At 51.8% G+C, this 21872-nt stretch carries 19 protein-coding genes; 17 read left to right on the plus strand and 2 right to left on the minus strand.

The genetic code is table 11. The features are described from left to right. Nucleotides 1-60 precede the first annotated feature (60 nt). The 3 genes from rplQ (at nucleotide 61) to bfr (ending at nucleotide 2688) form a co-directional block, all read left to right on the plus strand. On the plus strand, nucleotides 61-447 hold the full coding sequence (gene rplQ / locus ACIQYF_RS20375; RefSeq protein ID WP_003444357.1) for a 50S ribosomal protein L17: 387 nt from the start codon (nucleotides 61-63) through the stop codon (nucleotides 445-447). Nucleotides 448-620: 173 nt separating this feature from the next. Next, the gene (locus ACIQYF_RS20380) at nucleotides 621-2069 is read left to right on the plus strand and encodes a catalase (protein ID WP_402865427.1); all 1449 of its coding nucleotides are present in this window, start codon (nucleotides 621-623) and stop codon (nucleotides 2067-2069) included. Nucleotides 2070-2223: 154 nt separating this feature from the next. Next, complete coding sequence (bfr, locus tag ACIQYF_RS20385; protein ID WP_019409911.1) at nucleotides 2224-2688, plus strand: bacterioferritin; 465 nt, start codon at nucleotides 2224-2226, stop codon at nucleotides 2686-2688. Between the two features lie 83 nt (nucleotides 2689-2771). Here the strand turns inward: bfr and uvrA are convergent, their stop codons facing one another. After that, nucleotides 2772-5606: an excinuclease ABC subunit UvrA gene (gene uvrA, locus ACIQYF_RS20390; RefSeq protein WP_402865430.1), complete on the minus strand. Its 2835-nt coding sequence runs from the start codon at nucleotides 5604-5606 to the stop codon at nucleotides 2772-2774. 198 nt (nucleotides 5607-5804) lie between these two features. Between uvrA and ACIQYF_RS20395 the strand changes: the two genes are divergently transcribed. From ACIQYF_RS20395 to ACIQYF_RS20445, 11 genes are all read left to right on the plus strand, one after another. Further along, a complete protein-coding gene (locus ACIQYF_RS20395) occupies nucleotides 5805-7196 on the plus strand; it encodes an MFS transporter (protein ID WP_402865432.1) in 1392 nt (463 codons plus the stop codon). 9 nt (nucleotides 7197-7205) lie between these two features. Next, entirely contained in the window at nucleotides 7206-7724 is a 519-nt protein-coding gene (locus ACIQYF_RS20400; protein WP_402865434.1) for a single-stranded DNA-binding protein, read from the plus strand. Nucleotides 7725-7883: 159 nt separating this feature from the next. Then, nucleotides 7884-9146, plus strand: a complete 1263-nt coding sequence (locus ACIQYF_RS20405; protein WP_402865436.1) for a tyrosine-type recombinase/integrase — start codon at nucleotides 7884-7886, stop codon at nucleotides 9144-9146. Next, a complete protein-coding gene (locus ACIQYF_RS20410) occupies nucleotides 9139-10665 on the plus strand; it encodes a site-specific integrase (RefSeq protein WP_402865438.1) in 1527 nt (508 codons plus the stop codon). Before ACIQYF_RS20405 ends, ACIQYF_RS20410 begins: the two co-directional genes overlap by 8 nt. Continuing rightward, nucleotides 10658-12679 (plus strand): integrase, encoded by a 2022-nt coding sequence (locus tag ACIQYF_RS20415; RefSeq protein ID WP_402865440.1) that lies wholly within the window; start codon nucleotides 10658-10660, stop codon nucleotides 12677-12679. The genes ACIQYF_RS20410 and ACIQYF_RS20415 overlap by 8 nt, the downstream gene beginning before the upstream one ends. Nucleotides 12680-12688: 9 nt before the next feature. Further along, the gene (locus tag ACIQYF_RS20420) at nucleotides 12689-13096 is read left to right on the plus strand and encodes a hypothetical protein (protein ID WP_314917642.1); all 408 of its coding nucleotides are present in this window, start codon (nucleotides 12689-12691) and stop codon (nucleotides 13094-13096) included. A 242-nt stretch (nucleotides 13097-13338) separates the two neighbouring features. Next, nucleotides 13339-13824, plus strand: a complete 486-nt coding sequence (locus tag ACIQYF_RS20425; RefSeq protein WP_402865443.1) for a hypothetical protein — start codon at nucleotides 13339-13341, stop codon at nucleotides 13822-13824. Between the two features lie 211 nt (nucleotides 13825-14035). Beyond that, on the plus strand, nucleotides 14036-14353 hold the full coding sequence (locus ACIQYF_RS20430; RefSeq protein WP_314917640.1) for a helix-turn-helix transcriptional regulator: 318 nt from the start codon (nucleotides 14036-14038) through the stop codon (nucleotides 14351-14353). A gap of 343 nt (nucleotides 14354-14696) precedes the next feature. Then, complete coding sequence (locus ACIQYF_RS20435) at nucleotides 14697-15959, plus strand: nucleotidyltransferase (RefSeq protein ID WP_402865446.1); 1263 nt, start codon at nucleotides 14697-14699, stop codon at nucleotides 15957-15959. Between the two features lie 250 nt (nucleotides 15960-16209). Further along, nucleotides 16210-17730 carry a HesA/MoeB/ThiF family protein gene (locus ACIQYF_RS20440; protein WP_402865448.1) on the plus strand — a complete coding sequence of 507 codons (1521 nt, stop codon included), beginning with the start codon at nucleotides 16210-16212 and terminating at the stop codon, nucleotides 17728-17730. A gap of 158 nt (nucleotides 17731-17888) precedes the next feature. Then, a complete protein-coding gene (locus ACIQYF_RS20445; RefSeq protein WP_402865542.1) occupies nucleotides 17889-18209 on the plus strand; it encodes a Mov34/MPN/PAD-1 family protein in 321 nt (106 codons plus the stop codon). Between the two features lies 1 nt (nucleotide 18210). Here ACIQYF_RS20445 and ACIQYF_RS20450 read toward each other — a convergent pair whose 3' ends face one another. Beyond that, nucleotides 18211-18762 carry a 3'-5' exonuclease gene (locus tag ACIQYF_RS20450; protein ID WP_314417583.1) on the minus strand — a complete coding sequence of 184 codons (552 nt, stop codon included), beginning with the start codon at nucleotides 18760-18762 and terminating at the stop codon, nucleotides 18211-18213. A gap of 309 nt (nucleotides 18763-19071) precedes the next feature. Between ACIQYF_RS20450 and ACIQYF_RS20455 the strand changes: the two genes are divergently transcribed. The 3 genes from ACIQYF_RS20455 (at nucleotide 19072) to ACIQYF_RS20465 (ending at nucleotide 21682) form a co-directional block, all read left to right on the plus strand. After that, a complete protein-coding gene (locus ACIQYF_RS20455; RefSeq protein ID WP_402865451.1) occupies nucleotides 19072-20175 on the plus strand; it encodes an SAVED domain-containing protein in 1104 nt (367 codons plus the stop codon). Nucleotides 20176-20307: 132 nt separating this feature from the next. Continuing rightward, the gene (locus ACIQYF_RS20460; protein WP_314917631.1) at nucleotides 20308-20784 is read left to right on the plus strand and encodes an MbcA/ParS/Xre antitoxin family protein; all 477 of its coding nucleotides are present in this window, start codon (nucleotides 20308-20310) and stop codon (nucleotides 20782-20784) included. A gap of 52 nt (nucleotides 20785-20836) precedes the next feature. Continuing rightward, nucleotides 20837-21682 (plus strand): abortive infection family protein, encoded by an 846-nt coding sequence (locus ACIQYF_RS20465; RefSeq protein ID WP_314917629.1) that lies wholly within the window; start codon nucleotides 20837-20839, stop codon nucleotides 21680-21682. The last annotated feature ends 190 nt before the right edge of the window (nucleotides 21683-21872 follow it).

Raw genomic sequence — 21872 nt, forward strand, 5'->3', positions numbered from 1 at the left:
GACAAGGCGACTGCCTGATCGTCGTAATCACCGAACGTTGTGTTTGGTAAGGAATGAACCATGCGTCATCGTAAAAGTGGTCGTCACCTGAGCCGCACTAGCTCCCACCGCAAGGCTATGTTTCAAAACATGGCAGTGTCGTTGTTCGAGCACGAGCTGATCAAAACGACTCTGCCGAAAGCCAAAGAATTGCGTCGCGTTGCTGAGCCGCTGATTACTCTGGCCAAGAATGATTGTCTGGCTAACCGCCGTCTGGCCTTCGACCGTACGCGTTCGAAAGCCATCGTTGGTAAGCTGTTCAACGATCTGGGCAAGCGTTATGCAACTCGTGAGGGTGGCTACCTGCGCATCCTCAAGTGCGGTTTCCGCGCTGGCGACAACGCGCCTATGGCGTACGTCGAGTTGGTTGATCGTCCAGTTGGCGGCGAAGCTGTATCCGCTGAGTAAGACGTCAGTCTCTACAAAGAACCGGGCCTAGTGCCCGGTTTTTTGTGCCTGTTCGATTATAATTTTCTATTGGTTTCGATTTTTTAATGCATTTGCCCCTACTGGCATAGTGGTCAATACTCTTCCTCAGCCGATTAGCCGGCAGCATCAAGAATGATTGAGGAAGGACTAGCATGAGCCAGACCAAAACGCTTACGACCGCCAGTGGCGCGCCTGTTGCTGATAACCAGAACTCTCGTTCAGCTGGGCCTCGTGGCCCGTTATTGCTCGACGACTTTCACTTGATTGAAAAACTCGCGCACTTTAACCGCGAAAATATTCCAGAGCGTCGTGTGCACGCTAAAGGTTCGGCCGCACATGGCACCTTCACACTGACGCGTGACATCACTCAATACAGCAGTGCCAAGCTGTTTGACACCGTCGGCAAGCAAACCCCTATCTTCTTGCGTTTCTCAACAGTGGGTGGTGAGCGAGGTTCTGCTGACACCGAGCGCGATCCGCGCGGTTTCGCCCTCAAGTTCTACACCGAAGAAGGTAACTGGGACATCGTGGGTAACAACACCCCGGTTTTCTTTATTCGCGACCCGCTCAAGTTCCCTGACTTTATCCACACCCAAAAACGCCTGCCGCAGAGCAACTTGAAAAGTGCACAGATGAAGTGGGACTTCTGGTCGCACTCGCCTGAATCATTGCACCAGGTCACCATCCTGTTTTCGGATCGTGGCATCCCTGATGGCTACCGTCATATGCATGGTTTTGGTAGCCACACCTACAGCCTGATCAATGCTGCAGGTGAGCGTCATTGGGTCAAGTGGCATTACAAAACCAAGCAAGGGATCAAGAACCTGTCGCCACAAGAGGCTGCACGTCTTGCCGGTACAGATCCTGATTACGCCCAGCGCGACCTGTTCGATGCTATCGAGCGTGGCGACTACCCAAAATGGCGTGTGTGCATTCAGATCATGACTGAAGCTCAGGCTGCGTCACACCGTGACAACCCGTTCGACGTGACCAAGACCTGGTCGCAAAAAGAGTTTCCGCTGATCGAGATCGGCGAACTTGAGCTCAACCGTAACCCACTGAACTACTTTGCTGAGGTTGAGCAGTCAGCCTTTGGTCCAAGCAACATGATCCCTGGTGTTGGTCTGTCACCTGACCGCATGCTGCAAGGTCGTGTATTCGCGTATGCGGATGCGCACCGTTACCGCGTAGGGACCAATCACCAGCATCTGCCTATCAATGCTCCGCGCGTGCCAGCGCACAACTACCAGCGCGATGGCTCGATGGCTTTTGGCAACAACGGAGGAGCCTCGCCTAACTACGAGCCCAACAGCTACGCTGATGCGCCCAAGCAGGCCCCACAGTACGCAGAGCCGCCATTAGCGCTCAGTGGAGCGGCAGACCGTTATGATCACCGTGAAGACACTGACTATTACAGTTACGCCGGCGCATTGTTCCGCCTGATGAATGACGAGCAGAAAGTGCTGCTGATCAACAATATCGCAGGCGCGATGGAGGGTGTCACAGATGACGTCGTTCAACGTCAGCTGCAGCACTTCTTCAAGGCTGACACCGCGTATGGTGAAGGCGTTGCAAAAGCGTTGGGTGTAAGCGTGAAGTAAGTCTAAGTGAGAAGCAGAACCGCCCTCAAATGGGCGGTTTTTGCGTTATTTAGGCGTGTTTTCTCGACAAATTACGGTTTTTCTTGCGATTGAACCGTGACCTCTCAGTCAGCTTGGTTCAAACTACAGCCTTTAAGTAGGGAGATGTGGGGCGATGCTAGGGCACCCGGACGTAATCGATTACCTCAACACGTTGTTAACCGGCGAGCTGGCTGCACGTGACCAATATTTTGTCCATTCTCGTATGTACGAGGATTGGGGCTTCACCAAGCTGTACGAACGCATCAATCACGAAATGGAAGAAGAGGCACAACACGCTGATGCGTTGATGCGCCGGATTCTGATGCTCGAAGGCACGCCGCGCATGCGCCCGGATGACTTGGATGTTGGCACCACCGTGCCCGAGATGTTCGCCGCTGATTTGCGCCTGGAATACAAAGTGCGTGCTGCACTGTGCAAAGGCATTGAATTGTGTGAACGGCATAAGGATTACGTGAGCCGCGACATGCTGCGTATTCAGTTGGCAGACACCGAAGAAGATCACACCTACTGGCTGGAAAAGCAGTTGGGCCTGATCAAATCGATCGGTCTGCAGAACTACCTGCAGTCGCAGTTCTGATCCACCTGCAAAAAGCGTAAGCCCCAGGACAGCAAAAAGCCCCTGTCATCATCTCGATGACAGGGGCTTTTTCGTACAGCTAATTAAGCCTTGTCGCGTATCAACAACGGTTTCAGGTAGAACCCGGTGTGAGATTGCGTCATTTCTGCGACCTCTTCCGGAGTCCCGGTCGCAATAATCTGGCCGCCTTTAGAGCCCCCTTCGGGCCCAAGATCCACCAACCAGTCAGCGGTCTTGATCACGTCCAGGTTGTGCTCGATCACCACTACGGTATTGCCGTGGTCGCGCAGTCGGTGCAACACATCGAGCAACTGTTGGATGTCAGCAAAGTGCAGACCCGTTGTAGGCTCATCCAGGATGTACAACGTCTTGCCGGTATCACGCTTGGACAGCTCGCGCGACAGTTTTACCCGTTGTGCCTCGCCCCCTGACAGCGTGGTTGCGGACTGTCCGAGCTTGATGTAGGACAAGCCCACATCCATCAGCGTTTGCAGCTTACGCGCCAGCGCAGGCACCGCATCGAAGAACTCTCGCGCTTCCTCGATCGTCATCTCCAGCACTTCGTGGATGCTCTTGCCCTTGTACTTGATCTCAAGGGTTTCGCGGTTGTAGCGCTTGCTCTTGCACACATCGCAAGGCACGTAGATGTCTGGCAGAAAGTGCATTTCTACCTTGATCAGACCATCACCCTGACACGCCTCGCAGCGTCCGCCCTTCACGTTGAAGGAGAAACGCCCCGGGCCGTACCCTCGAGAACGGGACTCCGGTACACCCGAAAACAGCTCGCGGATCGGTGTAAAGAGCCCGGTGTACGTCGCCGGGTTGGAGCGCGGCGTACGACCAATCGGGCTTTGGTCGATGTCGACTACTTTGTCCAGGTGTTCCAGCCCTTTGATGCTGTCGTGTGCCGCTGCCTCCAGCGTGGTCGCGCCATTCAGTGCCGTCGCGCTCAGCGGATAGAGCGTGTTGTTGATCAAGGTTGATTTACCCGATCCAGACACGCCCGTCACACAGGTCAGCAGGCCAATCGGTATCTCGAGGTCCACATTGCGCAAGTTGTTGCCGCGAGCGCCTTTGAGCGACAACGTCAGCTTCTTGTTGCGCGGTGTACGTTTAGCCGGTACAGCAATTTTTACTCGGCCGGACAGGTACTTGCCGGTTAGCGAGTCAGGGTGCGCCATCACTTCGGCGGGCGTACCCTCAGCAACAATATGACCACCATGCACCCCGGCCCCCGGGCCAATATCCACTACATAGTCCGCCAGACGAATTGCATCTTCGTCGTGCTCAACCACGATCACCGTGTTGCCGATGTCTCGCAGATGCTTAAGCGTTCCCAGCAAGCGATCATTGTCGCGCTGATGCAAGCCAATCGACGGTTCGTCGAGGATATACAGCACGCCCACCAGGCCAGCACCAATTTGACTGGCCAGGCGAATACGCTGAGCTTCACCGCCTGACAACGTATCGGCGCTGCGATCCAGCGACAGATAATCGAGCCCCACATTCACCAAAAACTGCAGGCGTTCGCGAATTTCCTTGAGGATCTTGTCCGCGATTTCACCACGACGGCCGGTCAGGCTCAGCGTGCTGAAATATTCAGTGGCATCGCCAATGGGCAAATTGGTCACGGCGGGCAATGTTTTCTCGCCTACCCACACATGGCGCGCCTCACGGCGCAAGCGTGTACCCCGGCAATCCAGGCACGACTGGGTGCTTAGAAACTTGGCCAGCTCTTCGCGAACAGTCGCCGACTCCGTTTCGCGATAACGGCGCTCCAGGTTCGGCACGATGCCTTCAAACGGATGCGCACGTTTCACAATATCGCCGCGATCATTCAGATAGCGGAAATCCACGTTCTGGGTGCCACTGCCGTACAGAATAACTTTCTGCTTATCGGCAGGCAGCTCATTGAACGGCACTTCGAGGCTGAAATCGTAATGCTTGGCCAGCGCTCCGAGCATCTGGAAGTAATAGACGTTACGCCGGTCCCAGCCGCGAATGGCACCTTCGGCCAGCGTCAGCTCGCCGTTCACCAGGCGTTTGATGTCAAAGAACTGCTTAACCCCCAGGCCGTCACACGTAGGGCATGCGCCAGCCGGGTTGTTAAAGGAAAATAACTTGGGCTCAAGCTCACTGATGGCGTGGCCACAGATCGGGCAGGCGAAGCGCGCGGAGAAGATCATCTCTTCGCCCGGTTCATCATCCATGGGGGCGACCAGAGCAATGCCGTCGGCCAGCTTCAGGGCAGTCTCGAACGACTCGGCCAAGCGCTGTTGCAGGTCGGCACGCACTTTAAAGCGGTCAACCACCACATCAATGGTGTGTTTCTTCTGTTTATCGAGCTTTGGCAGCTCATCCAGCTCGCAGAGCTTGCCATTCACTCGCGCCCGCACAAACCCTTGCGCGCGCAGCTCTTCAAACACCGACAGGTGCTCGCCCTTGCGCTCGCGAATAACAGGCGCCAGCAGCATCAGTTTGCTGCCCTCGGGCTGGGCCAGTACCAGGTCAACCATTTGGCTGACCGTCTGGGCTTCCAATGGAATATCGTGGTCCGGGCAGCGTGGAATACCCACGCGTGCATACAACAGGCGCAGGTAATCGTAAATTTCGGTGATGGTACCCACCGTGGAGCGCGGGTTATGCGACGTCGATTTCTGTTCGATGGAAATCGCCGGTGACAGACCTTCAATCGTATCGACGTCAGGTTTTTCCATCATCGACAGGAACTGTCGCGCATAGGCCGACAGCGACTCGACATAACGCCGCTGGCCTTCGGCATACAGCGTGTCAAAGGCCAGAGATGATTTGCCGGAGCCAGACAGTCCGGTGATGACGATCAGTTTGTCCCTTGGCAGGGTCAGGTCGATGTTCTTCAGGTTGTGGGTTCGTGCCCCACGTATCAGGATCTTGTCCACTGCGGCCTCGCTTGGCGGGCATAACGTAAACGACTGAGTATACGTATCTGTGTGAAAGCTGTGCAGGCTCTTAATGGCTCTATGTCATTAAGCAGGCTTTCATAACTTTTACGTGACAAAGCGTCGCGCCTTGCTCGTGTGTGTGCTGTTACTCGATGGGACTGGTAGAATCGCCGCCGGTTCACATGAGGTTTTTCCATGCACGATCCCCACAGCGAGCGCATGAGTGGTAGCGAGACCCGCGCAGCCAGCGGTCTGGCACTTGTGTTTGCGTTCCGTATGCTTGGCATGTTTATGGTGTTGCCGGTTTTGGCGACCTATGGGATGGACCTGGCAGGCGCGACACCTGCCTTGATTGGTTTAGCGATAGGCGCTTATGGCCTGACACAGGCGATTTTTCAAATTCCGTTCGGGATCATTTCTGACCGTATTGGCCGACGCCCGGTAATTTACCTCGGGTTGATCGTGTTTGCCTTGGGCAGCGTTTTGGCAGCCAACTCAGACTCGATCTGGGGCGTAATTGCTGGACGTATTCTGCAGGGGGCAGGCGCCATTTCTGCGGCCGTCATGGCCTTGCTTTCAGACCTTACTCGCGAACAGCACCGCACGAAGGCCATGGCCATGATCGGCATGACCATCGGGTTGTCATTTGCGGTCGCCATGGTTGTAGGGCCGCTGCTGACTCGCGCGTTCGGCTTGTCGGGGCTGTTCCTGGCCACCGGCGCGATGGCGCTGGTCGGTATCGTGATCATCATGTTTATGGTCCCGCGCTCGACCGGTACCTTGCAGCACCGCGAGTCTGGCGTAGCCAAGCAAGCCTTGATGCCTACGTTGCGTCATCCCGACCTATTGCGTCTGGATCTGGGCATCTTTGTGTTACACGCGATGTTGATGTCGAGCTTCATCGCCTTGCCGCTGGCGCTGGTCGAAAAAGCCGGCTTACCCAAAGAGCAGCACTGGTGGGTGTACCTGACAGCGCTGCTGATTTCCTTCTTCGCCATGATCCCGTTCATCATCTATGGCGAAAAGAAACGCAAAATGAAACGAGTTTTACTCGGCGCCGTCAGTACGTTGATGCTTACTGAGCTATTCTTTTGGCAGTTCGGCGATAGCCTGCGAGCGTTGGTGATTGGCACCATTGTGTTCTTCACCGCGTTTAACTTGCTGGAGGCGTCATTGCCTTCACTGATCAGCAAGGTGTCACCGGCGGGCGGTAAAGGAACGGCTATGGGGGTTTATTCCACCAGCCAATTCCTCGGTTCGGCACTGGGCGGCATACTCGGCGGCTGGTTATTTCAGCATGGCGGTCTGTCGGTTGTGTTCCTGGGATGCGCAGGTCTGGCTGCACTCTGGCTGGCCTTTGCTGTTACCATGCGCGAACCTCCGTACGTGACAAGCCTGCGCTTGCCGTTAACGCCCGAGGCGCTTCGCGAAGCAGGCCTGACCGAGCGTTTGAAGGCTGTTGCTGGAGTAACTGATGCAGTGGTCGTGGCTGAAGAGTCTGCGATTTATATCAAATTGGACACCGAACTATTGGATCGCGCGACACTCGAGCAGTTGGTTAACCCAGCGCCGACGTGCGAAGCCTAGGAGAACGTTATGGCCCGTGGGGTTAACAAAGTTATATTGGTCGGCACATGCGGCCAGGATCCCGAAGTTCGCTACTTGCCTAACGGTAATGCCGTGACCAACCTGAGTCTGGCGACCAGCGAACAGTGGACTGACAAGCAAACCGGTCAAAAAGTCGAGAAGACTGAATGGCACCGTGTATCGATGTTCGGCAAAGTTGCCGAGATCGCTGGCGAATACCTGCGCAAGGGTTCGCAGGTGTACATCGAAGGCAAGCTGCAAACCCGTGAGTGGGAAAAAGACGGTATCAAGCGTTACACCACAGAAATCGTGGTCGACATGCAAGGCACCATGCAACTGCTGGGTGGCCGTCCACAGGGCGATCAACAAAACCAGGGCGGCGGTAACAACTACCAGCAATCCGCTCCGCGTCAGCAGGCTCAACGCCCTGCGCCGCAACAACAGCAGCAGTCGCGTCCAGCGCCACAGCAGCAGGCTCCACAGCCAGCTCCGGATTTCGACAGCTTCGACGACGATATCCCGTTCTGAGAATTACCTGAGACATAGATGTAAAGATTCAGCTTGAAAGCCCCGGTTTAGGGGCTTTTTTTATGATTTTCTGTTGTAAAGTTTTTTGACCTAAATTGGTCAATTTCAAACTTATGCACTACCTTGAAAAATGTAAAGTTTTCATGGGGGGCGATCCTGATGAGCTCATTGGAGGTCAGACACATTCAGTTTCGCCAAGGTGAGCGGCACAAGCTGTTGGTGGATGCGCAGACCGGTATTCCCCTGTACTACCCCTCTCTTTTTATCACTACCCAGGTCCGTGCCGGCGGAGCGTCGGTTTCGACCGTACAGGCGTCGCTGACAGCACTCAAAGTGCTATATGCCTGGCAGACGGATCAAGGAATAAACCTTGAAGTGTTGTTCGCGTCAGGAAAAGTTCTTCGACTTGAGGAAATAACTTCTCTAGTTGGTTTCAGTGCGCGACTGTTAAGGGAGAAGCGCCCGCAGAAGGATTACAAGGTAGTCAGAATGAGGCTGAAAGCGGGGAGAGCGGTTGCATGTAACATTTCAAATGTTGCTGCCCAGACGCAATTTTCGCGGCTCAGCACAATTAGCAAGTACTTGGGCTTCTTGGCTGAGACCTTGCGTGTTGGGCGGCCCAGCCGTCTTACTGACACGCCTGTCAGTGAGATGGTTGAGCGGATCAACGCGTACAGGCCGAAAACCACCCAACCGACGGCAGTAGACCGGGATGAGAAGGGTTTGGACCTTAAGGTCGTAGATGACGTGTTGGAATACCTGCGCCCCGGCCACCCGCAAAATCCCTTTGCTGATCAAGCCGTTCAACAGCGTAATCATCTGATCGTGACATTACTCCGCTACCTAGGCATCAGGCGAGGTGAGCTGCTGAATTTGCGGGTGGAGGATGTGGACTTTAGTAAATCCACGATTAGCATTGTCCGACGGGCAGATAGCCCACTCGACAGCCGTCGACATCAGCCGCTGGTCAAGACCAAGCCACGGCGAATTCCGATCAATGACGCGCTGCAAAAAGTATTGAGCGACTATATTTTTCGTTGCCGAGGGTGTTGTCGCCGGGCGAAAAAGCATCCCTATTTACTGGTGACTCACAAAGCCGGTCCAACTCAGGGTAGTCCAATATCAAATAGCAGCTTTGGCAAGCTGATGGCCATCGTGCAAGGCATGACAAGCGAATTTTCAGCCGTTCATGCCCATGCGTTCAGGCATACATGGAACTATGATTTTTCGTGTATCACGGACGCGGCAGGCAATATTACTCCTGAGCAGGAGCAGAAGATGCGGGCTTATTTGATGGGCTGGTCTGAGACCTCTGATACTTCCGTTACGTACAACAAACGTCACACCAAGGAAAAAGCTACTCAGGCTGCGTTGGCGTTTCAACGGGCTCTGAAGCTTCGGAAGGAGTCAGCCGGTGATTAAAGCTAATCCGGATATGAATGCGCAGTCGGTCTCGCGGTCTCGCGACGGGTGGGAGTTTTCTAAATATGACCGGACTTGGCAGCTCAATAAAAATATCATAATAGAACTTGAGTGGATTGATGATTTAACGGAAGTGCTAAGAAGTTCGTTTCTTAACACCCTGTATTTTTATGCTCTCAATAGTTCATCGTCCCACGCTCAAAATATGATGCGTCGGGCGAAGCACTTTTTTTTATTTACCGGTGGTCGTTTGGATACAAACGCACTGTTGGAGTTTCGGGCCAAATTGAATCCGTCTACAGAGCATTATTTAGGTGCTCTTAGAGGATTTTTTGCCACTTGGTATAGGCAAGGTCATCCAGGGGTAAGCGAGGAGTTTTTCAAGACGCTACAGGGGTGGAGGTTGAAGGGGAATGAGAAAGGCCGCGCGGTATTACAGATGGACAGTCAGAAAGGGCCATTGACTGACATTGAAATGCAAGGCGTGCTTGATGGTGTTATCACCTGTTATTCAAAACGTCGTTTGAGGTTGGAGACCTTTACCTTGATCCTCATTTTGCTATACACGGGGCGGCGGGCGATCCAACTTGTTACCTTGAAGATCAAAGATGTACGGGAAAACAAGACAAACAAAATCACAGGCTATGAAATAAATTTTCCACGCGCCAAACAGCGATATGCTATGTGGCGATCGACATTTAAAGCTTGTGCCATCGACGAAGATCTTTGGCTAGTATTGCAATTGCAGGTGGCCGATACCGTCAAGAAACTGCAGTCTCTTGTTGATTTTCCTCTTTCGGACGCTGTTATTCAGGAACTTCCTCTTTTTCCTGATTTTTCCACTGTCTCTCATAGGACAACTGAGAGTGATTTATTGGGTCTATTGCAGTTCGACTATGTTCACGCGCCCGTCAACATCTGTAATACCGCTTTGGCCCGATTCTCGGAAACACATCAGGTATTTTCCGAGAGAACTGGTGAACCACTAAACCTGACGTCGCGCCGCTTTAGGTCAACGCTCGGGACGAACCTCGCCCGCCAAGGCTACGGCATTGCAATCGTGGCGGAGGTACTGGATCACTCTGATTTGCAGAGCGCGGGTTGTTACATAAAAAGTCTGTCGGATATTGTGGAGCGTATTGATAAAGCGGTTGCACAGCAGTTGGCGCCATTTGCTCAGGCCTTCCAGGGGATTCTGGTTAAATCGGAGCAAGACGCAATTCGGGGGAAAGACCCGTCCAGTCGAATTTCCAATGGTCAGGTCAACGTTGGAACCTGTGGCAGCTTTGGTTTTTGTGGGGCATTAGCGCCAGTCGCCTGTTACACGTGCACGCATTTCCAGCCGTGGGTGGACGGGCCACATGAGCAGGTTCTGAATGAGCTTCTTGCTAGCAGTGATCGCGTATGGGGGGTCACGCAGGACTTCAAAGTGGCTTCGGCCAATGATCGACTGATTCTTGCCGTCACTGAAGTGGTCAGGCGTTGTGAGGTTGCCAAGAAGGAAAGTGCACATGGCTAAAATATTCAAATTTTCCCCCAGCGAAAGCCTCGGGGCCAAAGCCAATGTGCAAGCTTTTATCATTCGCTGTCGTCAAGACCTAGACGTATTAGCGCCGGAGATTGATTGGGACAGTCATTATTGGAAGGGCGAGGTCGGCTTCACCAAAGCAGGGATCAATGCGAGAAAAATTGATCCTGATAACCTTCTTGATCAGGAGATTATTCCCTTTGCGAAGGCTTACGTGACTTATCGAAAAGCCCATCATCCATGCGCGCGGGCCACTTCCCGTAGCATTATGGCAATTCGCTGTGTCGAACCAGCCTTGTTGCGTGTTAAAGGATGTGCCGATATCTCTCTTGTGGATCCTGTCGTATTAGATCAAGCGGTGGCAGTGGCACGTGATTGTTATCCATTCTGTGGTAATCAGGCCAGCTCAGAATTGAATCGGCTCGTCAGTTTTCTGCTTGAGCATAAGATGGTGGACAGAGTTTTTCAGTGGAAGTGCTCTATTTCAGGTCCTAAAGGAAGAGGGAGAACAGACCAGGAAGGGAAAAAAGCAAGCCAAGATAAAATGCCGCCTGAGCATGTATTACATTATATGGCGGAGCTATTTGCAAATAACCCACAAAACTCAGCCGATAAATACGTAGTGTCTACTTTTGCGCTGTTAATGTGTGCGCCCTCACGAATTTCAGAAGTCCACGACTTACCTGTAGATTGTTTATGTGTCGAAGTTGATTCGAGTGGTTCACGAACGGTGGCTTTGCGCTTTGATTCAGGTAAAGGCTTTGGGCCCAACTTGAAATGGGTTCCCACAGTGTTTAATGATGTTGCGATAAAAGCTGTTGAGCGGCTTAAAGAATTAACTGATGAAGGACGGCGCATAGCAAAATGGTATGAAGACCATCCTGATGAATTTTACCGACATGCTGCATGTCCAGATGTAGGTGAAAATACTCACCTTACGCCCACGCAGGCTTGTGATGCGTTAGGAGTTGAGTATGGAGGGCTTACCGGTACTGCTAGGAAAATCCTTAAAAATATAAACAATCCAGTCAGGGAGTTTCTTGAGAAAAACAGCATAGGTGTTGATGAAATCACACTGTCAGTTCTCAATAAATATGCGCGATCGAGGCTGCCTAAAGATTTTCCGTGGAAAAATAGACGGCTTAAGTTGAAATGGTCGGAAAGTATGTTCTGCATGAGAAGTAATGAGCTACATCTTCAAAGAGGCGTGTCACCGGTTATTGTCTGGGGACCGGGTGCCAGTAGTATTAGCAGTGCGCTATCCATCACCAGCGGCACAAGGGATATGCAAACAGTATGGGATCGGAATGGGTACAAAAATCCAGATGGCAGTCGAGTAAGTTTGACGACCCATCAAGTACGCCATTTTTTGAACACCACAGCTCAACGCGGTGATTTGGGGCAATTTGATATAGCGCGATGGTCAGGTAGGGCCAATGTGTCTCAGAACAACACTTACAACCACATGACCGACGATGAGTATCAGAACAAAATCAGCAGTTTTCCGGCTCTCAAGGCATTGTCCGGTCCGTTAGAAAAAATCACCGCCAATGCGCCAGTGACACTGGCTGATCTAGGGGCCATCGGCGACGTCATGGCACATGTCACTGAGTTTGGTTTTTGCGTGCACGATTACTCGATGCTGCCCTGTCAAAAGCACAGAGATTGTTTGAATTGTGGCGAGCAGGTGTGTGTAAAAGGTGATGAGGAGAAATTGGCAAGGCTCAAGCTACAGCGAGACGCAATTTTCTTGCAGCTTTCTCAGGCTGAACAGGCATTGGAGGAGGGTTACTATGGTGCTGATAGGTGGACAGTTCATCAGCAAAAAACCTTGGAGCGAGCAGATCAGTTGATCTCACTGCTGCAATCAGATGACGTCGAGAATGGTGCGGTTGTACGCTTGAATAGTGATCAGGACTTTAGCCGGTTGAAGCGTGAGTTATCTGCGACGAGTTCTCAGCCGAAGATTACTGAACGTGCACGCTCAAAACCTGCCGCTCAATAGGGGGGAGTGATGGCAAAGCACCTTACTGAAGTCGATCTCGAAAAAATACTTCACAAAATGGATGGGTGGGAAGGGCGTCTCACGTGGGAGGCATTGTGTGATTCCTTGCTACCACTTATAGGTACGCGTCCAACACGTCAAACCCTGAGCAGTCATATTAAGCTTCAAGAAGCATTTCAGCATAAGAAAGGTAGAAGTGACCTCTCGAATGAAAAGGCCAAAATACCCCCCTCCCTCACTGTAGCCGCTCAGCGTATACAACGTCTCGAAGAGGAAAATGCTCGGCTTAGAAATGAAAATGAAGCCCTTCTGGAGCAATTTGTCATCTGGCAATACAACGCCTACTGCCACGGTCTTACTGAGCAGCAACTGACAGCGCCGCTCCCCAAGGCCAGGAGGGGATCGTCAGAGGGCTAGTCGTTGGTTCGCTGCTCTAGATAAAAGCCGTACAAGCAACGAACTGAATATGGTTTCAGTGCTCCCTCTAGGCTATTCATGAACGACTTCAGCCAATCACTGACTGTTTATGGACTAGCCAAACGGAGCATTCGACTTCGTCACTTGATACGCTATAGCGTATATTGCTGTTCGATTTCGCGGCAAAGCCAAAACCTAGCATTTCGCGATTTACATCGGTCATACATTACTGGAGTGGAAGTATGTTCTTGGCATATGACCCAGAAAAAGAAGCGATCCGTTCCTGGGGACATTTTGAATTCGAGCAACCTTGTTTCATCCTCACGATTTCTCCAATTGATGAACCAGAGTTAAGCCGGGCAGCGGTGCTGTCGAACCCTTATGACCTCAATCGGTACCTGGCAAACCTCGATGCGGTGGTGGTTCATAACATACAGCTGCTCAGCCCTGGCGAGCTTAATGGTACCGGAACATGGTGCTTGGACGAGTTACTAGAGCTTACCCACCTCTCCGACCCGAAAAGCACAGCAGAGGGCATGCGTTACAAAACGGCTGCCTGGACTGACTCCGACGTAGATCTAGTCTCCACTGCAGAGTGGGGCCACCGTGTGCTTTTTTCGAAGAGCCCCCAACCGATGAAGTTGTTCGGGGCTAGCGCATACTCACCGTTCAGTTCCCCTCAAGACACCCTTCACGAAATGCTGGCGAGGTCATCCTCTTCTCTTTAGGTGCTGACGCTAAGTAACCCCTTACCTGACAACAGCGTAATAGCTGTGCTGTTAACATCTTCAAGCCGTGCCAGATCGATGAGGTTCCTGCCAATGACAGCAAAACCCCTATGTGAAAGGGGAAATATACCTAACGAGGCTTAACTATCGCTATAGCGTATAGCCATTTTGGGCGTAGACCGGCCTTATCGTTCCTTTTGCGAGTAAGCAAATGGAGCTCAGAGAAGCGTTTGGCACGACCATCAGAAAAATCAGGCTATCAAGAGGTTTGGCACAGGACGCAATCGGCCCCAGCCAGGCTTATATCAGTGAAGTCGAGCGCGCAATCAAAAGCCCGACGCTCGATAAAATGCAAGATATAGCCGAAGCTTTGGACGTGCACCTAGTTACTGTCATGGTCGGGGCATTTGCAGAGTCCGGGCTGCCAGCAACAGAGCTGTTGGCCTTGGTCAAAAAACAACTGCGGGCCCAAGGGCTTTGGGATCAGGAGTCTGATACCGCTTCTAAGCAAAAAACTGCTATGCCCTGAATCGCCCATTACCCATCTCCCTATTGAAATACTATAAACGCCCCCTATATATGACATCATGGGGCCATCATGAGTGTTTTTCGTAGATTTCTGGTGAAAAAACCACAATATCTCTGATCTTTGATGGAGACAGGGCATGAATGCCGATAGCTACGAGAAAACGCTCAAGCTGTCAGTGGATACCCTTGAGCTTTACCTCAGTATCTCCTGCTTTAGCAATCGAGTTTGGCGCTCTTACCATACAACATCAAAATCTCTACGCGATATACGACCCGGACGGGACTGAAGAGAATCGATTTCACTGTGTTTTAAATTTGGGCCCCACTTCTGAGGAGAGCTGACAATGACTACGCAAGATGAACAGACAAGACGTCGCAGCTGGGAACGCTTGCTTCTGCGAGCGGCAAGCAGCATCTCCTTGACTGCAAGTCAGTACGAGACAATCGACGATAGGTACTCGCAACTGCAGAAGATCCTGTCAGCTTCAACGAATCCGTTGCTTGCGGGGGCCCATATTTTTCCGCAAGGCTCAATGCGCCTAAGAACCACAATCAATCCAGTCAAGAATGCCCCTAAAGATCTAGGAACGGTCGATGCGGACGCAATCGTCTGGCTTCCCAATGCGGGCAATGCGGATGCAATGACGGTTCTTGTTGCTATCGAAGAACGCTTCCGCGCAGGCAGCCGTGTTCAGTCCGATATAGTTCAGTTACGTCGCGGCATTCGAATTGAATACGCGGACGAAAACCCTGGATTTCACATTGATGTCACCCCAGCTCGGGCAGTTGCAGGTAATGCTGAGCGTGACGGTCAAGGGAAACTTGAAGTGCCTGATCGCGTTACCGGCTGGAAGGCAAGTAGCCCAATCCCCTATGCGGACTGGTTACACAGCACATCCGAGCAAAAAATCTCGCTTGAGCTTTATAAGAGCCTAATAGTCGCTAATGAAAGCCGGGACTTTATGATGGACTCGGCTACTCAGGAGTCTCTGCCCTCTTATCAGGATTACGACAAGCTCGATCCTTTGCGCGCCACCATCAAACTGCTTAAACGGCACCGTGACGAATGGGCGATTGAAACCAGAAGTGAAGATCACCGCCCTATTTCTGCTGTGATCACCACCCTTGCGACTCACGCCTACCTCAAAGTGGTTCAAGAGTCCAAGCTAAATCCAATAACACCTATTGATGCCATCATCAAAATCGTTGAAAAAATCCCCGAGGAGATCAAGGTATTCGGTGGTCACTATCAAGTACCGAACCCGAAGGATCATGGTGAGAATTTCGCTGAAAAATGGAATAGACCTGAAGAAGGGCAAAAATACCGCCTAGCTTTTTACAACTGGCATGCAAGCGCGACGGTTGCTTTCAAGATTGGTCTTCAAAGTCACGATAGTGCTGACGTCTTCGCGCAGCTCATGAAACAAAGCTTTGGGGTTAGCCAAGGCATGATCACCGACATTAACAACGAGATACCCGGAAACTGGACAATGGCTGGACGCAAAGCCGGTACGACCAGAAATATCTTGGCTGCAGCTGCGATTTTTGGCAGCTCAAGTCACGCCACCCCTCAGACTAATGTGAAACCAGTTGAACGCCTCGGTTGAGTCCACATCAAGCTCCTTTGTGGAGCGTGGAATCGCTGCGCTCCACGCTTTTATTGGAGACGAAGTCGCGACTTCCCTTCTTCGCCCGGCAAGTCGCAAGCAAGGTGAAGCGGCCAGCTTCTGGCTTCCTCTTCCCCCTGACTACACCGGTATTGAACGGCGCCTGCGAATCGCCTTCCCAAACCAATTTCCCCTAATCGCCCTTCAGGTCCATGTAGAACCATCCCCTTGGCTTAAGTGGCCGCATTCCATGAAGTCTACGCTGTGCCTACATGGATTCCGTGAAAAGCCAATCACAGGAACGCCGGAGACTGTGGTTCATGACTCCCTACTTCGCCTCGGGGTAATTCTTGACTTTGTCCGGGCGGGATCGGACCCCGCATTGCGTGATGCCGAATTCCGCAAAGAATTCACCACATATTGGAATATGCAGCTTGAAGCCTCCCCTCAAGATATCTTGCTGCTGAAGCGGCCACAGAGTGCATGTGAGCTGTTTGCTATTAGCGACCCGCGCCCTTCGCGACACAGTCGTACTGCATGGCTTGCACCAAGTGTGAATTCACTCAGGACTTACTTCAAACGTATCGTTGGGCGAAATGCAAAGATCCAATCCCCATTGGTGGCCGGCTTTTATGTGAAATTGCAGACTTACCCAGATGTGAAATTTCCGGCTCCCGAACACCTTCTTGACTGGTTGACGCCACACCTTAGTGGGAGCGATCGCAAGAAATTTCTTTCTTGGTTCTCCGGGAAGGGGTCATTGGCAAACCGTTTGGTTGTACTGGAATTACCAGGTTCCGAAAGAGCGCCGATGTATTGTTTGGATGTTCGCTCTTACAGCAAACAGCCTGATCAAGGACGCTGGTACGGATTCCGTTCCGCTCGCCGCTGGTCCGGAAAGAACCAGCCGTCCCACTCACCGGTATTGGTACGAGGTGCTGTCCTTAACATCCTTGATCGAAATGACATTCTTTCACGCGACCTCAGTGGCACCGCAGCGAATCTAGAAAAAGCCAAAGTGGTAATGGTCGGCGTGGGTTCGTTAGGAAGCACTGTTGCGTTACAACTGGCCAGATCGGGTGTTGGAGAAATCGTACTGATAGACCCGGATATTCTAGAATCAGCAAATTTGGGACGACACGTACTAGGCGTTGATGATCTAGCAAGGCCAAAATCAGATGCTCTTGCTGAGAGGATCACTCAAGACCTACCAACCGTTAAGATCGTCCCCTACATGGATTTTGCCGAGTTATTGTTAATTAAAAATCAGGCAATATTTCAAAATGCTGACTTGGTGATCGTCACGACAGCGGACTGGTCTTCAGAAGTTGCATTGTGGCGTAACAAGTCTGAAGGTGCGCAATGGGGCTTGCTTCAAGCCTGGAGCGAACCCCACTCCTTTGTGGGGCATTCGCTCCTTGCTCCCAAAGGGACACCTGATGGGCGATATTTGTTTGATGACTCCGGTAACTTCAAACTGAAGTACACCGAATGGCCAGACGGTGGAGGGGTCGTTCCACTCCCAGGCTGCGGTCAGACTTTCATTCCTGGGGGAGCCTCAGGCATGGCTAATGTGGCATCCATGGTGACCCAGGTTGCATTGAGGTCTCTAACCGGGCAGTTACAAAAACAGGCGTGGAGCACCACTATCTATAGGCCACAAGACGTAGCCAATTACGAAGGTAAGTACTTCGGGCCAGATTTAGCAGAAGGGGTTCAGCACGCAGTTATCGAGCGAGAATGGCCAGCCGTTGAGGATGGAGATCGATGACGGCTATAGCTTGGAGTTGGAAGTGGCCTGACGTCGACTACAGTCTTGCCGTTTCGCAGTCCGTTGCCGATGTACTAGATCAGTACCGGCAACGATCATGGAGAACAGAGCGAGGGGGGCAGTTATTCGTAGATCTAACCAACCCCTACGGTTTGATTATGAGTCTAGCGACACCGCCACATGAAAGTGATCGTGCGGGGTGGACATGGCTGGAACTAAATTCTGAACGCTGCCAGCACGAAGTTGAGTTTGCAAATGCACAAGGACTACGACTAGTCGGATACTGGCATACCCACCCCCAAACCGTCCCGGCAATATCCCCCACCGATATAGCGAGCTTCTCCAGATTTGCAGCGCGCTACGCGGAAGAGCTGCCCCATCCAATTGCTGTAATAGTAGGCCTTTCCCCCCAACCAAATGGTATCAAGGCATGGCTCTTTCGGGACGGGGCTTGCAGGGAGGCATCCTTAGACAGCTAAATCATCCTTGGTCCGCCCGGCGCCGCTGCATTAAGTCGAATAACTCTGCCTGAAAGCGCGCATCTTCTAACGCGTTATGCGTCGGGGAGGTCTGCGGCAGCAAGTTTGCAGTCATGTGCGAAGATTTGGTCTGCTTCCAATCTAGATTAAAAGCCCCCATATAGTATGCTTTGATATCTAGCGCCGCGAATCCGAAAGGGTTTTCTCCTAGGTATTTGTGAAAATAGTAATTCACAAACGACCAGTCAAAAGGAGCATTAAGTCCGACGAAAATTGGCTTTTTATCGGCTCCACTGACTTGCTTGATCCAAGCGGTTAGGGCCTGCATCGCGTCGAGTGGAGTGAGCCCAGTGTTAGCAAGCTCATCAAGATCAAATCCTGTTATGCCTACAGCTTCAGGGTCATGCTTGGGACTGTCAGGTTGGAGCTCCAAATAGATGGCTAGCTCTGGATGCCCAACCACACAAGCGCCTAGGGAGAGCATACTATATTCTCCAGGAATTGGCCCTGAAGCTTCAATGTCAACAGAGATGTATAACTCTTTGTTATTCATTTTGCTATCTCCTAGTGTGAAATTTTATAAGGTGAGCAGGTACGAATGTCAAAGCTAATTTTAGTGAATACGAGCATTCAATCATTAGCTTACTTGGAGCGTCAATCCAGGGTGATTTTTACTCAAATGTTCCTTGCTATATTAAGCGTGACAGTATCATTTTAAAGGCAGCTCAATAAAAACTATTGAGACCTCTCTCTTTCAGCGCATTAGTCCGGTGATGAGTGTTCGTGATGACGATTTTTACTCGATCCACCTAAGGCCAGTCGTAAACCTGCACCAACAATTTTTATACAGAAGGATGTATTGATGCTTAAGGAAGAATTACTCAGTTGGGGAAGAAAGCTTGTCGATTGGTTTGTTCGTCCCAAGAGTATTGGGGTCTGCCTAATCCGTTATGGGGCGGTCGTGATAGGTGTCGCGCTTGCTGGGGGGATTGTTGGGACTATTAAGTACGGCAGCCCTTCAATCCAACTGCAGGCTAACATTGACACCACCGGAGGTCCTGCAGCGTGGGTGAGCATCGCGGCCTTTGTCGTAGGTGTGATAATGGTCTCGGCAGGGGTTTACCTACACCTGCAAGACCGCAAGCAACTAGCCCGACAACGCGTCTTACTCCTAGAGCAGAAAGGGTTGTTCAAAATAGATAGCCCGCTAGATGCGGCGGTAAAAAATACTCTAGGAGGGGTCGTCGATACAATTCTTGTCGACATCCGAGAAGGCATTACAGAAGGTCGTATCACAAACCCGGATGTCGCCCTGCAAAAAGTAGTGGACGGTAGAGGTGACCTAGTCCGCCGTCTTGATGGCCAGAATCGAAACGATATTGAAATTGTTTACGGAGGGCTCATGCCTGTGCCGTTTACTTTTCTCACTGGCTACCTGCTTGATGACGAGGGAGGCGGGATCAAGGTCTTCGACTGGGACCGTTTAGGAGCTGGCCAATGGCGCATGATCCGAAGTGACATCGATGATGGACACAGATTGCGGACTGTAGCTGCCCTCTCCTGCAGTGCTGAGGACGTCGTTCTAGCGCTTTCGATATCCTATCCTGTTGACGAAGTAGGCATTGCAACCACCTTCCCAAGAATGCCTGTCATGCACATGAAAATGGACGAACTATCGTCAAACGCACATTGGTCATTGGAAAAGCAAAGCGCCTTAGCAGAGCAATTTCTACAGGCACTGAAGGGATTGTCGAGTCAGGGTGTAAAAACCATTCACTTGATCATAGCTGCTCCAAACAGTGTGGTTTTCAACCTAGGACGAATCTATGACAGAAGACTGCTGCCGTCAGCGGTTGTTTATCAATACGAGCGCTCAGACAGCCCCACCTATCCATGGGGCGTGGCTCTCCCACCTCACAGCCAAGGGCAGCCAGCTATTGTGAGAGCTCCCTACGATTTAGCGTGAATGGAAGCAATCATATTTCACTGTGAAACGTTTGTTTATTATCGTGGTACTTAGTTACATGAGCTGGAGACTGCCTACCAGATAGATCTCCGGAAAAAGCGGATGCCTCATCCAAGAATCAGAGGAGTATGCATGCACAAACTAATAGTCGCCCAGTGCTTACCTAGAATGAGTGTCGCCTCGCGTCAACGGCTATTCGACGTCTTTTGGGAGCTCAGCGTACAGATCCACAAGCAGACAGAAGCTGAGCGGTTGCAGCAAATCAAGGTCGGAATGCCCGGAGAACTGGTTATGGCCACGAGTGCGACCTTCAACCTGGTAGAGGATCACCTTGTGCTGCTATTCAATGCATCACTCCCCACGCTTAAACGGCGACAACATCAAAATAAATTGCTGGACTCAGTTGCCTCCGAGCGGCTCGATAGGATTGCCTTCATGTGTCAACAAGCTCTGCTAGTTTTTGAGAGTCGTGAGACTGTCGCAAGCTGGATGTCAGTCCCGAATGCCGCCTGTGGTCATAGCGCGCCGGTGCTGCTGTGCGTAACCGAGATCGGAGCCCAACAGGTACGTCGTGTGCTTCATGCGCTCGAGTGGGGCGGTGCAGTCTGATAGGCATCCTGAAAGCGGCTGAGCTGTTTCTAATATAGGGAAAGAGAGGCTTATGAATACCATTCCGCTTACAGATACCCTCGTCCATGCATTGGCTCAGTTGGTAGACGACTCTGGAAATAGTGGCATTTATCGGGAGCCATCCCATTCCGATATTGAGTTTCAAGTTAATGCCGTTGGTCTTTCTAAGCATGATCCAAAGCAGCAAGGACAAACTATTGGCAAGGCTAAGCGAGTTCGTGCTGTGCTCTACAGTGCAATGGAGCTACAGCCTGAGGCGGGTTCTCGTTTAGCCATGGGGCTGCTATCAAAAGTCAGGGCCTGCGGCGGTTTCCGCGAAACGTCCACGAATTATGTGGGGCGTGAGGCCGTGGATAACGCTAAGGGGGCCTTCAACGTAGAGGGCTTCAATCTAGCGGACGATGGAACGGTATCTCCCAAAGTCTTGGCTGCGCTTGTCGGATCGGAATTGACTGACGCTCTGTTGGGCTATGCTCTTCGTGCTCAGAAGGGAGCAGAGGATGCGGCCCTAATAGTGGGTACCGGAAAAGACTTATTAGAAGCCACCGCTGCCCACGTACTTATGAGCCTTGAGGGGCGTTATCCAGAAAAGGCGAACTTTCAGGGGCTTTTGGGTATGGCCTTCATTGCCCTTGAGTTGGCTGTGCCCGAAATTCCCGAGCAGTCTGGTGAGCCAGCGATCAAATCGATGGAGCGTGGCCTTTTCACCGCCGCACTTGGCGTGAACCGCGTACGTAACAAACAGGGGGCCGGTCATGGGAGACCTTGGGTGCCCACTCTGACTTCAGAGGAGGCTAAAGCGGCTATTGAGATTATGGGAACCATCTCGGCGTACTTGCTCGGGAAGCTATCTAAGCGCGAGCGTCGACAGCTCTAGAAAACTATCTGACTCAGCTACTGGCGCATGGTATTTGCATGCGCTATGCGTTCGACAACCTCGAAATGCCATTCGTGTTGGGGACGCTCTCCGGTAACGGTGGATCATCTCTATGCAAGCCAAATGCAGCCTAAGTCAGCGCTCTGGATTGTACTGCGTTCTGGCGTGTGATTGGATTCAACGATTCGAG

Origin of the sequence: Pseudomonas sp. NPDC096917, from assembly GCF_044762555.1 — a bacterium.
Taxonomy (GTDB): Bacteria; Pseudomonadota; Gammaproteobacteria; order Pseudomonadales; family Pseudomonadaceae; genus Aquipseudomonas.

Bases quoted from the DNA above. Each gene is read 5' to 3' on its own strand.
- ACIQYF_RS20420 (WP_314917642.1), top strand. From the start codon at position 12,689: ATGGCAAAGCACCTTACTGAAGTCGATCTCGAAAAAATACTTCACAAA.
- ACIQYF_RS20395 (WP_402865432.1), top strand. From the start codon at position 5,805: ATGCACGATCCCCACAGCGAGCGCATGAGTGGTAGCGAGACCCGCGCA.
- ACIQYF_RS20380 (WP_402865427.1), top strand. From the start codon at position 621: ATGAGCCAGACCAAAACGCTTACGACCGCCAGTGGCGCGCCTGTTGCT.
- ACIQYF_RS20445 (WP_402865542.1), top strand. From the start codon at position 17,889: ATGAGTCTAGCGACACCGCCACATGAAAGTGATCGTGCGGGGTGGACA.
- ACIQYF_RS20425 (WP_402865443.1), top strand. From the start codon at position 13,339: ATGTTCTTGGCATATGACCCAGAAAAAGAAGCGATCCGTTCCTGGGGA.
- ACIQYF_RS20455 (WP_402865451.1), top strand. From the start codon at position 19,072: ATGCTTAAGGAAGAATTACTCAGTTGGGGAAGAAAGCTTGTCGATTGG.
- ACIQYF_RS20400 (WP_402865434.1), top strand. From the start codon at position 7,206: ATGGCCCGTGGGGTTAACAAAGTTATATTGGTCGGCACATGCGGCCAG.
- ACIQYF_RS20465 (WP_314917629.1), top strand. From the start codon at position 20,837: ATGAATACCATTCCGCTTACAGATACCCTCGTCCATGCATTGGCTCAG.
- ACIQYF_RS20435 (WP_402865446.1), top strand. From the start codon at position 14,697: ATGACTACGCAAGATGAACAGACAAGACGTCGCAGCTGGGAACGCTTG.
- bfr (WP_019409911.1), top strand. From the start codon at position 2,224: ATGCTAGGGCACCCGGACGTAATCGATTACCTCAACACGTTGTTAACC.
- ACIQYF_RS20460 (WP_314917631.1), top strand. From the start codon at position 20,308: ATGCACAAACTAATAGTCGCCCAGTGCTTACCTAGAATGAGTGTCGCC.
- rplQ (WP_003444357.1), top strand. From the start codon at position 61: ATGCGTCATCGTAAAAGTGGTCGTCACCTGAGCCGCACTAGCTCCCAC.
- ACIQYF_RS20415 (WP_402865440.1), top strand. From the start codon at position 10,658: ATGGCTAAAATATTCAAATTTTCCCCCAGCGAAAGCCTCGGGGCCAAA.
- ACIQYF_RS20430 (WP_314917640.1), top strand. From the start codon at position 14,036: ATGGAGCTCAGAGAAGCGTTTGGCACGACCATCAGAAAAATCAGGCTA.
- ACIQYF_RS20405 (WP_402865436.1), top strand. From the start codon at position 7,884: ATGAGCTCATTGGAGGTCAGACACATTCAGTTTCGCCAAGGTGAGCGG.
- ACIQYF_RS20450 (WP_314417583.1), bottom strand. From the start codon at position 18,762: ATGAATAACAAAGAGTTATACATCTCTGTTGACATTGAAGCTTCAGGG.
- ACIQYF_RS20440 (WP_402865448.1), top strand. From the start codon at position 16,210: ATGAAGTCTACGCTGTGCCTACATGGATTCCGTGAAAAGCCAATCACA.